13 protein-coding genes are annotated in these 12,317 nt (G+C 70.9%); 8 read left to right on the top strand and 5 right to left on the bottom strand.

Features of this window, described 5'->3' with window-relative positions:
- Positions 1-44 precede the first annotated feature (44 nt).
- The 7 genes from ACZ4EG_RS08430 (at position 45) to ACZ4EG_RS08400 (ending at position 8,535) form a co-directional block, all read left to right on the top strand.
- Entirely contained in the window at positions 45-1,226 is a 1,182-nt protein-coding gene (locus ACZ4EG_RS08430; RefSeq protein WP_467790047.1) for an ROK family transcriptional regulator, read from the top strand.
- Between the two features lie 124 nt (positions 1,227-1,350).
- Positions 1,351-2,868 (top strand): sugar ABC transporter ATP-binding protein, encoded by a 1,518-nt coding sequence (locus ACZ4EG_RS08425; protein WP_467790046.1) that lies wholly within the window; start codon positions 1,351-1,353, stop codon positions 2,866-2,868.
- Positions 2,865-3,884 carry an ABC transporter permease gene (locus ACZ4EG_RS08420; protein ID WP_467790045.1) on the top strand — a complete coding sequence of 340 codons (1,020 nt, stop codon included), beginning with the start codon at positions 2,865-2,867 and terminating at the stop codon, positions 3,882-3,884. The genes ACZ4EG_RS08425 and ACZ4EG_RS08420 overlap by 4 nt, the downstream gene beginning before the upstream one ends.
- A gap of 17 nt (positions 3,885-3,901) precedes the next feature.
- On the top strand, positions 3,902-4,966 hold the full coding sequence (locus ACZ4EG_RS08415) for a substrate-binding domain-containing protein (RefSeq protein WP_467790044.1): 1,065 nt from the start codon (positions 3,902-3,904) through the stop codon (positions 4,964-4,966).
- A gap of 638 nt (positions 4,967-5,604) precedes the next feature.
- A complete protein-coding gene (locus tag ACZ4EG_RS08410) occupies positions 5,605-6,753 on the top strand; it encodes a Gfo/Idh/MocA family protein (protein WP_467790413.1) in 1,149 nt (382 codons plus the stop codon).
- Positions 6,754-6,764: 11 nt separating this feature from the next.
- Positions 6,765-7,763 carry a sugar phosphate isomerase/epimerase family protein gene (locus ACZ4EG_RS08405; protein WP_467790043.1) on the top strand — a complete coding sequence of 333 codons (999 nt, stop codon included), beginning with the start codon at positions 6,765-6,767 and terminating at the stop codon, positions 7,761-7,763.
- A gap of 82 nt (positions 7,764-7,845) precedes the next feature.
- Positions 7,846-8,535: an EboA domain-containing protein gene (locus tag ACZ4EG_RS08400; RefSeq protein WP_467790042.1), complete on the top strand. Its 690-nt coding sequence runs from the start codon at positions 7,846-7,848 to the stop codon at positions 8,533-8,535.
- 26 nt (positions 8,536-8,561) lie between these two features.
- Here the strand turns inward: ACZ4EG_RS08400 and ACZ4EG_RS08395 are convergent, their stop codons facing one another.
- Together ACZ4EG_RS08395 and ACZ4EG_RS08390 are read right to left on the bottom strand one after the other, a co-directional pair.
- The gene (locus ACZ4EG_RS08395; RefSeq protein ID WP_467790041.1) at positions 8,562-9,494 is read right to left on the bottom strand and encodes an SGNH/GDSL hydrolase family protein; all 933 of its coding nucleotides are present in this window, start codon (positions 9,492-9,494) and stop codon (positions 8,562-8,564) included.
- A gap of 291 nt (positions 9,495-9,785) precedes the next feature.
- Positions 9,786-10,253: a winged helix-turn-helix transcriptional regulator gene (locus ACZ4EG_RS08390; RefSeq protein ID WP_453546641.1), complete on the bottom strand. Its 468-nt coding sequence runs from the start codon at positions 10,251-10,253 to the stop codon at positions 9,786-9,788.
- A 93-nt stretch (positions 10,254-10,346) separates the two neighbouring features.
- On the opposite strand from ACZ4EG_RS08390, the gene ACZ4EG_RS08385 reads away from it, so the two are divergent.
- The gene (locus ACZ4EG_RS08385) at positions 10,347-10,856 is read left to right on the top strand and encodes a PaaI family thioesterase (RefSeq protein WP_467790040.1); all 510 of its coding nucleotides are present in this window, start codon (positions 10,347-10,349) and stop codon (positions 10,854-10,856) included.
- Positions 10,857-10,878: 22 nt separating this feature from the next.
- Here ACZ4EG_RS08385 and ACZ4EG_RS08380 read toward each other — a convergent pair whose 3' ends face one another.
- The 3 genes from ACZ4EG_RS08380 to ACZ4EG_RS08370 all read right to left on the bottom strand — a co-directional run bounded on the left by ACZ4EG_RS08380 (position 10,879) and on the right by ACZ4EG_RS08370 (position 12,215).
- Positions 10,879-11,178 carry a hypothetical protein gene (locus ACZ4EG_RS08380; RefSeq protein WP_363297807.1) on the bottom strand — a complete coding sequence of 100 codons (300 nt, stop codon included), beginning with the start codon at positions 11,176-11,178 and terminating at the stop codon, positions 10,879-10,881.
- Positions 11,175-11,789 carry a nucleotide-binding protein gene (locus ACZ4EG_RS08375; RefSeq protein ID WP_467790412.1) on the bottom strand — a complete coding sequence of 205 codons (615 nt, stop codon included), beginning with the start codon at positions 11,787-11,789 and terminating at the stop codon, positions 11,175-11,177. The genes ACZ4EG_RS08380 and ACZ4EG_RS08375 overlap by 4 nt, the downstream gene beginning before the upstream one ends.
- A 159-nt stretch (positions 11,790-11,948) precedes the next feature.
- Entirely contained in the window at positions 11,949-12,215 is a 267-nt protein-coding gene (locus ACZ4EG_RS08370) for an SHOCT domain-containing protein (protein ID WP_467790039.1), read from the bottom strand.
- Between the last annotated feature and the right edge of the window lie 102 nt (positions 12,216-12,317).

The raw sequence follows: 12,317 nt of genomic DNA, 5'->3' as shown, positions 1-12,317 counted from the left end.
CGATACTGGTGGCCGAATCCTGGCGGGAGGGGCTTGTGAGACGCATGACGGCACGACCGGCGAACGCGCACCAGTCCCGTCTGCTGAGGCTGCTGCGTGACGGCGGACCCAACTCCCGTGCTCAGCTGGGCGACCGGGTCGAGCTGTCCCGGTCCAAGCTGGCCGTGGAGGTGGACCGACTGCTGGAGACGGGCCTGGTGGTGGCGGACGGGCTGGCCGCCTCGCGTGGCGGTCGCCGCTCCCACAATGTCCGGCTCAACCCCGACCTCAGGTTCCTCGGTGTCGACATCGGTGCGACATCGGTCGACGTCGCCGTCACCAATGCCGAACTGGAGATCCTCGGCCATCTGAACCAGTCGATGGACGTCCGCGAGGGGCCCGTCGCGGTCTTCGAGCAAGTGCTTGACATGGCAGGGAAGTTGAGGGCCACCGGAATCGCCGGGGGCTTCGACGGCGCCGGCATCGGTGTCCCCGGCCCCGTCCGCTTCCCCGAGGGCGTGCCGGTCGCCCCGCCGATCATGCCGGGCTGGGACGGCTTTCCCGTGCGGGAGGCGCTCAGCCAGGAACTCGGCTGTCCGGTCATGGTCGACAACGACGTGAATCTCATGGCGATGGGGGAGCAGCACGCCGGGGTCGCCCGCACCGTGGCCGACTTCCTCTGCGTCAAGATCGGTACCGGCATCGGCTGCGGCATCGTCGTCGGCGGCCATGTCCACCGCGGTACGACCGGCAGCGCGGGCGACATCGGCCACATCCAGGCCGTGCCCGACGGCCGCCCGTGCGCCTGTGGCAACCGGGGCTGCCTGGAAGCCCACTTCAGCGGCGCCGCCCTGGCCCGTGACGCGGTGGAGGCGGCCCGACAGGGCCTGTCCGCCGAACTCGCGGCCCGGCTGGAGACGAACGCCACCCTCACCGCCCTCGACGTCGCGGCCGCGGCCGCCGCGGGTGACGCCACCGCGCTCGACCTGATCCGTGACGGCGGCACCCGCGTCGGCCAGGTCATCGCCGGACTCGTCTCCTTCTTCAACCCCGGTCTGGTGGTGATCGGCGGTGGGGTGACCGGCCTCGGCCACAACCTGCTCGCCGCGATCCGCACCCAGGTCTACCGTCAGTCACTGCCCCTGGCGACCGGCAACCTGCCCATCGTCCTGGGGGAGTTGGGCCCCACCGCCGGTGTGATCGGCGGGGCCCGGCTGATCAGCGACCACCTCTTCTCACCCGCGTAGCGAACACCGTCCACTCGTCCGCGCCCACCTCATCGCGCCCACTGACTCGTGTAGATCGCACCAGCCGGGGTGCAGGCCCACCACGCCCTGAGACCGGCCCGCGTGTTCGCCGAGGGGAACCCACATGGCACCAGAACCACCCCTGCTCAGCATGTCCCGAATCACCAAGTCGTTCCCCGGCGTCCGCGCCCTGGACGGCGTCGACCTCGACGTCCAGGCCGGTGAAGTGCACTGTCTGCTAGGCCAGAACGGCGCCGGGAAGTCCACCCTGATCAAGGTCCTGGCCGGCGCCCACCAGCCGGACGGCGGCACCATCCGCTGGCGCGGTGAGTCCGTCACGCTGCGCTCGCCGATCGCCGCGATGCGCCTCGGCATCGCCACCATCTACCAGGAACTCGACCTGGTCGAGCACCTGACCGTGGCGGAGAACGTCCATCTCGGTCATGAGCCGACGGCGGCCGGGTTCGTGGTGCGGGGGAAGGCGGCCAGGGCCTCGACGCGTCGGCTGCTCACGCGACTTGGGCACCCGGAGATGGATCCGGGCCGCCTGGTGGGGGAGTTGTCGGCGGCCCAGCAGCAGATCGTTTCCATGGCCCGGGCCCTGTCCCACGACGTGCGCCTCATCGTGATGGACGAGCCGTCCGCCGCGCTCGACCCCGACGAGGTCGACAACCTCTTCCGCATCGTCGGCGACCTGACCGGCGACGGCGTCGCCGTCGTCTACATCTCGCACCGCCTGGAGGAGATCCGCCGCATCGGCGACCGGGTGACCGTGCTCAAGGACGGGCGGGCAGTCGCGGGGGGACTGCCCGCCAGGACGACCCCGACCCGTGACGTCGTCGCGCTGATGACCGGCCGCAACGTCGAGTACGTCTTCCCCGAGCGGCCCCCCGCGGCGTCCGTCGCGGCTCCGGCCCTCCAGGTGCGGGGGCTGGCCCGCGACGGCGAGTTCGCTCCGCTCGACCTCGATGTGCGGCCCGGCGAGATCGTCGGCTTCGCCGGACTGGTCGGCTCCGGACGCTCCGAGATCCTGGAGACGATCTACGGGGCACGCAGGCCCACGGCGGGCCAAGTGCTCGTGGACGAGAGGCCGTTGAAGCCCGGCAGCGTCCGCGCCGCGGTGCGCGCCGGACTCGGTCTCGCCCCCGAGGAGCGCAAGGCGCAAGCCCTGCTGATGCTGGAGTCCGTCACCCGGAACGTCTCGGTCTCCACCCTCTCCCGCTTCTCGCGGGCCGGCTGGGTCGACCGGGGCGCGGAGCGGGGCGCCGCGCGGGCCGCGACCCGGGAGCTGTCGCTGCGGCCCGACAACCCGGACGTTCCCGTACGCACCCTCTCCGGCGGCAACCAGCAAAAGGCCGTCCTCGCCCGCTGGTTGCTGCGCGGCTGCCGTGTGCTGCTGCTCGACGAACCCACCCGTGGCGTCGACGTCGGCGCCCGCGCCGAACTCTATGCGGTGGTCCGCCGCCTCGCCGACGAAGGTCTCGCCGTTCTCCTCGTCTCCAGCGAGGTGCCCGAGGTCCTCGGCCTCGCCGACCGCGTCCTGGTGCTCCGCGAGGGCCGGGTCGTACACACGGCGCCCGCCCAGGCGCTCGACGAACACCGTGTCCTCGACCTCGTCATGGAAGGAAGCCCGGCGTCATGACGCAGCCCGTCTCCCCGCCCCGGGACGCCGCCGACAAGATCCCGTCCACCGGCCAACTCCCCTCCTGGCGCGGGCTGCTGGCCCGCGCCGACCTCCGTACGCTCTCGCTGCTCGGCGTGCTCGCGGTACTCGTCGTCATCGGCGGCGTCACCAAGCCCGACGAGTTCCTCGACACCCGCAACCTCCAACTCGTGCTCACCCAGGCATCGGTGATCGGCGTCGTCACCGTCGGCATGACCTTCGTCATCACGTCCGGCGGCATCGACCTGTCCGTCGGCGCCATCGTCGCGCTCGCCTCCGTGTGGGCGACCACGGTCGCCACGCAGGAGTACGGCTTCGCGGGGATCCTCTTCACCGCGGTGGCCGTCGGACTCGGCTGCGGCCTGGTCAACGGTCTGCTCATCGCCTACGGCGGGATGGTCCCCTTCATCGCCACCCTCGCCATGCTCGCCTCGGCGCGCGGACTCGCCCTGCAGATCACCGACGGCCGCACCCAGATAGTCACCGTCGACGGCGTCCTCAAGCTCGGTGAACGCGACTCCTACGTGCTGGGCGTCCCGCCCCTCGTCCTGGTATTCGCGATCGTGACGATCGTCGGCTGGCTGCTGCTCAACCGCACCACCTTCGGCCGCCGCACCGTCGCCGTCGGCGGAAACGCCGAGGCCGCCCGGCTCGCCGGCATCGACGTCCGGCGCCAGCGCCTGTACCTCTACCTCCTGTCCGGGCTGTGCTGCGGCATCGCCGCCTTCCTGCTGATCGTCCTGTCCGGCTCGGGCCAGAACACCAACGGCAATCTCTACGAACTCGACGCCATCGCGGCCGCGATCATCGGCGGCACCCTGCTCAGCGGGGGGCGCGGCACCATCACCGGCTCCGTGCTCGGTGTCCTGATCTTCACCACGATCACCAACCTCTTCGCCCTGAACAACCTCCAGAGCGACGTCCAGCAGATCGCCAAGGGCGCGATCATCGTCGCCGCCGTCCTGGTCCAGCGCCGCACCGCGAGCACGACCTGAGGAAAGGGTTCACTGCCATGCCAGAGCACACGAGCCGCGTCACCGACCGCCTCACCAGTCGCAGAGGTCTTCTCTTCGGGACCGCCGCGGTGTCCGCCGGCACCTTCCTGACGGCTTGCACCAGCAACGAGACCAAGAACGAGAACGCCGCCGCAGACAGCCGGCCGGCCGCCGACGACAAGCCCGGCAAGCACGTCACCATCGGCTTCGCCGGACCGCAGGCCGACCACGGCTGGCTCAACGCCATCAACGACAACGCCAAGAGCCGGGCGAAGAAGTATTCCGACGTCTCCCTGGAGATCACCGAGGGCTCCAACGACACCGCCCAGCAGATCGGACAGATCGAGACCCTCATCAACAAGAAGGTCGACGTCCTGGTCGTGCTGCCGGCCGACGGCAAGGCCCTCACCCAGGTCGGGCTGAAGGCGATGCGCGCCGGTATCCCGGTGGTCAACCTCGACCGGATCTTCAACTCGGCGCAGGCCTACCGCTGCTGGATCGGCGGCGACAACTACGGCATGGGCCTCAACGCCGGTCACTACATAGGCGAGAAGCTCAAGGGCAAGTCGAACGCCCGCGTGATCGAACTGGCGGGCCTGGACAACCTGGAGCTGACCAAGCAGCGCACCCAGGGCTTCGACGCCGCCCTGAAGAACTATCCCAACATCCGCAAGGTGGCCCGCCAGGCGGCCGAGTTCACGGTCGAGTCCGGACAGGCCAAGATGGCCCAACTCCTGCAAGCTCAGCCGAAGTTCGACGCGCTGTGGAACCACGACGACGATCAGGGCGTGGGTGCGCTGCGCGCCATCGAGCAGGCCGGGCGGGACAACTTCGTGATGGTCGGCGGCGCGGGGGCGCTGTCCGCTTTCCAGGCCATCAAGCAGGACAACGGCGTACTGAAGGCCACCGTCCTCTACCCGCCGACCATGGCCGCCTCCGCCATCGACCTCGCCCGCGCCCTCGGCCAGGGCAAGGGTGTCGGCGGCCTCGCCGAGTTCGAGATCCCCGCGTCGATCACGCTCTACTCGGCCGTCGTCGACAAGGACAACGTCGACCAGTACATGACCACCGGCTTCCGATGACGCGCCCCGCCCGCACCCCCCAGCTCCACGACGAAGAGGAGGACGAGCGCATGGAACAACCACACCGGTCACCGAAACCGGAACCGGAGACGGACACCGCGCCGTCGGCGACCGGCCAGCCAACGGGGTCCGGGACCGGGCCCTCGGCTCGGGCCGGGGGGCCGGTGACGGCCGGAGGGGCGAGGGGGATGGCCGAGGTTCCCTCCGTGGCCGGTGGCGTGGTGGCTGGGGACGGGACGGAGCCCACGAGGGAGCCGGTAATGCCGGTTGTTGCTGGAGTGGCGGGAGCCCCAGAGGAGTCGGAGGTCAAAGCGGCGGCGACTCGGCAGCCGACAGACGTCGGGGCCGGGCCTTCGGCTCGGGCCGGAGGGAGTGGGGCGATGCCCGGGGCGCCGTCCGTGGCGGGTGGGGTTGTGGCTGCGGGCGCGACTGAGCCGCGCAAGGCCTCGGCAACGCCGGTTGCCAGTGCCGCCGCTGCGGCAAAACCGGAGGCGGCCGAGCCGCCCAGAGCCCCGGCAACGTCGGCTGCTGCGGGCTCCGTTGTCGGAGGAGTGGGCGCGGCAAGCCAGACCCCGGCGGTCGTCGGCGGTACCCGGTCGGCCGGTGCAGGCGTCGTCGCGCCCCCGTTGCGCGTCGGCATGGTCGGTTACGCCTTCATGGGCGCCGCCCATGCGCAGGGGTGGCGCACCGCCGGTCGTGTCTTCGATCTGCCCCGGCAGCCGGTTCTCGCGGTGATCTGCGGTCGCGACGGTGCGGCAGCGCGGGCGGCTGCCGACCGGCAGGGATGGGCGGCGGTCGAGACCGACTGGCGTGCGCTGGTCGCCCGGGACGACGTCGATCTCGTCGACATCTGCACCCCCGGCGACAGCCACGCCGAGATCGCGATCGCCGCGCTGGCCGCGGGCAAGCACGTCCTGTGCGAAAAGCCCCTCGCGAACACCGTCGAGGAGGCCGAGACCATGAACAGGGCGGCCGAAGAGGCGTACAGGCGCGGGCAAGTGGCGATGGTGGGCTTCAACTACCGCCGTGTGCCCGCGACCGCGCTCGCCAGGCGGATGGTCGCCGACGGCCGGCTCGGCGCCCTGCGTCATGTGCGGGTGTCGTACCTCCAGGACTGGCTGGTGGACCCGGACTTCCCGCTGACCTGGCGGCTGCGCAGGGAACTGGCCGGCTCCGGCTCGCTCGGCGACCTCGGTGCGCACATCGTCGACCTCGCCCAGTACCTGGCCGGGGACCGGCTGGCCGGAGTTTCCGCCCTGACGCACACCTTCGTGCACGAGCGCCCACTGCCCGGCGGGCCCACCAGCGGCCTGAGCGCGGTGTCGGCGCGGGCCACCGGCACGGTCACCGTGGACGACGCCGCCCTCTTCACGGGCCGCTTCGCCTCCGGTGCCGTCGCCTCCTTCGAGGCCACCCGCTGTGCCACCGGCCGCAAGAACGCCCTGCGCATCGAACTCAACGGTGAACACGGCTCGTTGGCCTTCGACCTGGAGAGGCTCAACGAACTCTGGTTCCACGACGCCACCGCACCCGGTACCGAAGCCGGATTCCGCCGCATCCTCGTCACCGAGCCCGACCACCCCTACCTGGACGCCTGGTGGCCCCCGGGCCACGGCCTCGGCTACGAACACACCTTCGTCCATCAGGTCCGCGACCTCGTCCACGCCATTGCCGACGGCCGCGGCCCCGAGCCCTCCTTCGCGGACGGGCTGCAGGTGCAGCGCGTCCTCGCGGCGGTCGAGGAGAGCGCCGAGAAGAACTCCGTCTACACCCCGATCTCGAACTGAGGAGCCCCGCCATGCCGCGCCCGTTCACCCTCTTCACCGGTCAGTGGGCCGACCTGCCTCTGGAAGAGGTCTGCCGACTCGCCCGCGACTTCGGCTACGACGGTCTCGAACTCGCCTGTTGGGGCGACCACTTCGAGGTCGACAAGGCTCTCACCGACCCCGGGTATGTGAAGTCGCGCCACCAACTCCTGGACCAGTACGGCCTGAAGTGCTGGGCTATCTCCAACCACCTCGTCGGGCAGGCCGTCTGCGACGCCATCATCGACGAGCGCCACCAGGCGATCCTGCCGGACGAGGTGTGGGTCGACGGTGACCCGGAGGGGGTGCGGCAGCGCGCGGCGAACCGCATCAAGGACACCGCCCGCGCCGCGGCAGCCTTCGGCGTCGACACCGTCATCGGCTTCACCGGCTCCGCGATCTGGCACCTGGTCGCGATGTTCCCGCCCGCCCCCGAGGCGATGATCGAGCGAGGCTACGAGGACTTCGCCGAGCGCTGGAACCCCGTCCTCGACGTCTTCGACGCGGAGGGCGTACGGTTCGCGCACGAGGTCCACCCCAGCGAGATCGCGTACGACTACTGGACCACACACCGCGCCCTGGAGGCCGTCGACCACCGCCCGGCTTTCGGGCTGAACTTCGACCCCTCCCACTTCGTGTGGCAGGACCTCGACCCGGTCGGCTTCCTGTGGGACTTCCGGGACCGCGTCTACCACGTGGACTGCAAGGAGGCCCGCAAGCGCCTCGACGGCCGCAACGGCCGCCTGGGCTCCCATCTGCCCTGGGGCGACCCGCGCCGGGGCTGGGACTTCGTCTCCGCCGGACACGGCGACGTGCCCTGGGAGGACGTCTTCCGGATGCTGCGGTCCATCGACTACCGCGGTCCGATCTCCGTGGAGTGGGAGGACGCCGGCATGGACCGGCTCCAGGGCGCCCCCGAGGCCCTCTCCCGCCTCAAGGCCTACGACTTCGAGCCGCCGTCGGCCTTCTTCGACGCGGCCTTCTCCAACTGACCTTCGTCTCACCGGCCCCTGACCGGAGGCATTCGGGCACGGGAACGACCGCACGCCGTGCACTGCCAGAAGGGAGCCCCCGATGAACCGATCGCCCGGTGGTGCACGGGAAGGACCGGACGTCTCCCTCAGCGACCTCCGTGACGACCTCGACACCCACCTCGATCCGGCCGCCCGCGCCTGGTTCCACCACGCCCTGGACGAGGCCGCCGCCCACCCTGGCACGCACGGCCCCATCTCCGTATGGGAACTGCGCCTGGCGGAAGCGGGCCGGCGCTGCGGCAGCCGGTACGCCGACGCCGTCCGCGTCCTGATCCTCCACACGGCCCGCGCCGACACGGCCGCCCTCACCCGCGTCTACCGGCAGGGCACCGCCGACGAACGCCGCGCCGTCCTGCTCGCCCTGCCCCACCTCGTGCCCGGACCCGACGCCGTTGCGATCGTCGAGGACGCCCTGCGCACCGACGACACCCGGCTCCTCGTCGCCGCCCTCGGCCCCTACGCGGCCCGCCACCTCGACGCCCACGGCTGGCGGCAGGCCGTACTGAAGTGCCTGTTCACCGGGGTCCCCGTCGACACCGTGGCCGGCCTCGACGAGCGGGCCCGCGGGGATGCCGAACTCGCCCGGATGCTCGCCGACTTCGCCGCCGAGCGCACCGCCGCCGACCGCCCCGTGCCCCGCGATCTGCACCGTGTCCTGGCCCTGGCCGCCACCCGGGCCGCCCTCGACGACCTGCCCGGCATCGGGCAACTCCTGGACGACGAGGGCTAGAAGCTCCACCACCTGGACCACCACGGTCAGGGGCCGACCGCTCGGAGCACGGCGGCTGCCATGCCGCGCTCGCCGCGTTCGTTGGGGTGGACGGCGGCTGCCGGGCTGCTCGGTCTGAGGGGTTCGATCCAGCGAGTGGCCGCCGTGGAACAGGCGTCGTGGCCGATGGACGGGGTGAACGTGTCGACGTAGGTCGCCCCGGCGGCTTCGGCGCGTTCCCGGAGCATGGCGTTGAGCTGCCGTTCCGTCTCGCGAAGGAAGGCCACGTCGCCGGGCGCGAGGGGCATGTCCGAGCCGCAGCCGGTGCCCTTGGCGGGCAGGATCGCCGGGTAGCCGACGAGGTAGACGCGGGCCTTGGGCGCCCGGTGCTTGACGTCGTTCAGGGCGCGGGCCAGTTGGTCACCCGCGGTGCGGATCTTCCGGGTGACTTCGGCGCCGTCGCCGGGGGCGTATCGCTCCTTGCAGCGTGCCTGGCCGTTGATGTTCGTGACTTTGGCCGCCGCTTTGTAGTGCGCCCCGGTGGTGACGCACTTGGCCACCATGATGCTGAAGCCGATGTCGTTTCCGCCGATCCCTAGGGTGACCAGGGCGGTCGCGGCCGTCAGCGCGGAGAACTGCGCGGGGTTGGTGCCGTCGTTCGTGGACTGGGGCGTGGTGAGGTTGCCGATCGTGGCGGCGCTACAGCTGGCGTCGTGGAAGTCGGCCGCCCTGATGCCGAGTTGCTTCGCCACGAGTGCGGGGTAGTTGCGGGAGGAGCGTTCGCAGCCGGCGGGCTTTCCCGTCTGGTCGGGAATCCGGGGGCCGGAGGTGAAGGAGTCACCGAGCGCGACGTACGACCCTTTGGACGGACGCCCGCCGTCGCCGCCCCCGTTGGTCGGGCTCCGTCCGATGCCGACGGCCGTGACCAGTACGCCGCATGCCAGGGCCCCGGCCAGGCCGGTTCGTGCCAACGGTCCCATGGTGGTGTCCTGTCTTCGTCGACCGGCCCCACGAATGGCTCGTACGGCTCGTATGCGAGGGGCGGGGGGGGGGGTGCCTCATGCGCGTCGTACGAGTCCGGTGTCGTGGGCGACGATCACGGCCTGGACCTGGTCACGAGCAGTGCCATCCGGGTCACCTGCCCCGGACGCGTGGCGTACTCCAGAATATCGCGTCGGCGTCTGCGCCGAGACTTGAGCCGTGCCCGTCCGGGCCCGTGCGGACGGCGGCGCCCCTGCGGGCGTACTCCTCGCGTATGCGGGTGTACGTCGTCAGGCCAGGCGCCGGGCGCCGGGTCCCGGGCGTGCGGTGACGTCCTTCGGGGTCAGGGCGGCATGGTCGTCGGTGCACTCGACGACCACCCGCACCGGTGCCCCGCATTCGGTGTGCCGCAGGTCCAGCACGGGGCCCTGGGGATCGGGGGCGTATGTCTCGCCCCATTGGCGCAGGGCGACGAGGACCGGCCAGAGGTCCCACCCCTTGCGGGTCAGCCGGTACTCGTTGCGGGAGCGGCTGCCCGGCTCCTGGTAGGGAACGGCGCTGAGGATGCCGGCCGCGGTCAGCTTCCTGAGCCGGTCGCTCAGGACCGCTTCCGACAGACCGATGTGGCGCCGGAAGTCGTCGAACCGTCGTACGCCGTTGGCGGCGTCGCGCACGATCAGCAGTGTCCACTTCTCCCCGACCACGTCGAGCGTCCGCTGGACGGTGCAGTTCTCGGTACTGACCTCAAGCCACTCCATCCAGCCATGGTAGAGGTCTGACTTCGGCATTGACAGTCAGGTGACCGGACAGCTAGCTTCGATCGACGAAGTCAGCTGGGAGGCGCCGAAGACATGGGACGTATACGGACGTACGAGTGGGAAGACCCCGCGGTCACGGCGACCGCCGTCGGGCGCACGTCCGGCCTGGACTTCCTGCGTGAGATGCAGACGGGCCGTCTTCCCGGGCCGCCCATCCTGGCCACCGTGGACTTCACGCTGGACGAGGTGGACGAGGGCCGGGTGGTCTTCTCCCTGTTGCCGGGCGAGGAGCACTACAACCCGATCGGCAGCGTGCACGGCGGCGTTTACGCCACCCTCCTCGACTCGGCGGCGGGCTGCGCCGTCCACTCGACGCTTCCGCCGGGCATGGGCTACACCTCGCTCGACCTGACGGTGAAGTTCCTGAGGCGGATCACGGTGGACACGGGCCGGGTGCGGGCCATCGGCACGGTGGTGAACCGGAGCCGTCGGACGGCGCTCGCCGAGGCAAGGCTGGTCGACGCAGAGGACCGCCTGCTGGCCCACGCCACCAGCAGCTGCATGCTGCTCCCGGTGCCTTCCGCGGAGGCCGACGCCGGGTGATCGTGGGCCTTTGAGCCCGAGCTCAGCGGGATCGCCAGAGCCGGGCGATCCCGGCGACCAGCGACGACGCCTCCACGGTCGCCGTCGTACCGGCTGCCACGCACCAACTCGTCACGGGCCGCAGCACGGACTCGCCGGCGTGCGCGAGCGCGGACACCGGTGTCCCCACCCAACGGCTCAGATCGCCCGGCAATTTGGGGTCGAGTTCGATGGTCACCCTGACGTAACGGGTGTGCAGGTGGGTGACTTTGGCGGGTCGGGATGCGGCTGGGTAGGGTCCGCGCTGCAGCGCGGCTCGGTAGGTGTCCTTGCGCTGATTCACACCTTGTCCTGACGCTTGATGAGCTCGTCCGCGAGTTCCATGTAGGCCGAGCCCTTGACCTGGATCGGGCTGCCGAACGACTGGGCGTACAGGTCGAGCCGCGGAATGTGGGTGGACAACACGTCGAAGCCACGCTCGGTGAGTGCCTCGCGGGCGTCGGCGTCGGGACCGGTACGGGTGGCGTCCGGACGGTTGGTGCGGTTCAGCAGGACGGCGGCGCGGGCCGGCTGGGCGCGCAAGGACTGCATGTCGCCCATCTCGCCGCCGATGGGTGCCATGCGATCCAGCTCGATGGGGGCCGGGGTCACCGGCACGATCCACTCACTCGCGTACCTCATGATGCTCCGGGTGATGTGGGCGTGGTCCTCCATCTGCGGGGCGTCGAACACCACGGCCCGCCGGTTGCCGAGGAAGTCGTTCACGCGCCGGTGCACATCACCCACCGGAAGGGCGATCACCGGAAACGGAAACCCGCCCGCCAGTTCGCTCCAGCGCAGCGCGGACGAGGCGGGGTCACTGTCCACCAGCAGTGGTGGCATGCCAGACTCGTGCAGCGCGTGGGCCAGCCAGACCGCGCTGGTCGTCTTTCCCACACCCGGTTTCAGGTTCACAAAGGCATAGCTGAACAACACAAGGGTGGACGCTAACGGCCACGGGCGGCGGGCCGCTGTCGGCGCGAGGCACAGCGACGCCCCGTTCACTCTGGGGCGCCGGTGACTCGGTCGAATGGACTACCGGTCAGCGGCGGCCGACGGCCACGCGGCCCCCGGTCACTCGGGCCGCGGCCGGTGAGCCGCCAGTTGCTTGCGCATCTCGGCGTAGGTTTCGGAGTCGATCTCGCCGGCGGCGAAGCGGTGGTCGAGGACCTCTTCCGGTGTCTCCCGCGGTGCCGGCCCTCGGTCCGTGTCGTCCCGGCGGGACATGGGGTGCTGGGTGAGGCGGGCAACCGCCCACACCACCAGACCGATCAGTGCGATCCACAGCAGCGGCATGAAGGCCATCCAGGCCCAGCCACTACCGCCGTCCCAGTACATCACTGCAGGTCACCTCCTTCGGGAGGCTTCTTCTGATCTCTACTGTCCGGCCACCCCGGGGACACTGCCAAGGGCCGTTCGGCCCCGCCCCCGGACCTCTCGGCA

The sequence above is a fragment of the Streptomyces sp. NPDC025638 genome (assembly GCF_055558775.1).
This window is presented reverse-complemented; position numbering and strand designations above follow the sequence as displayed.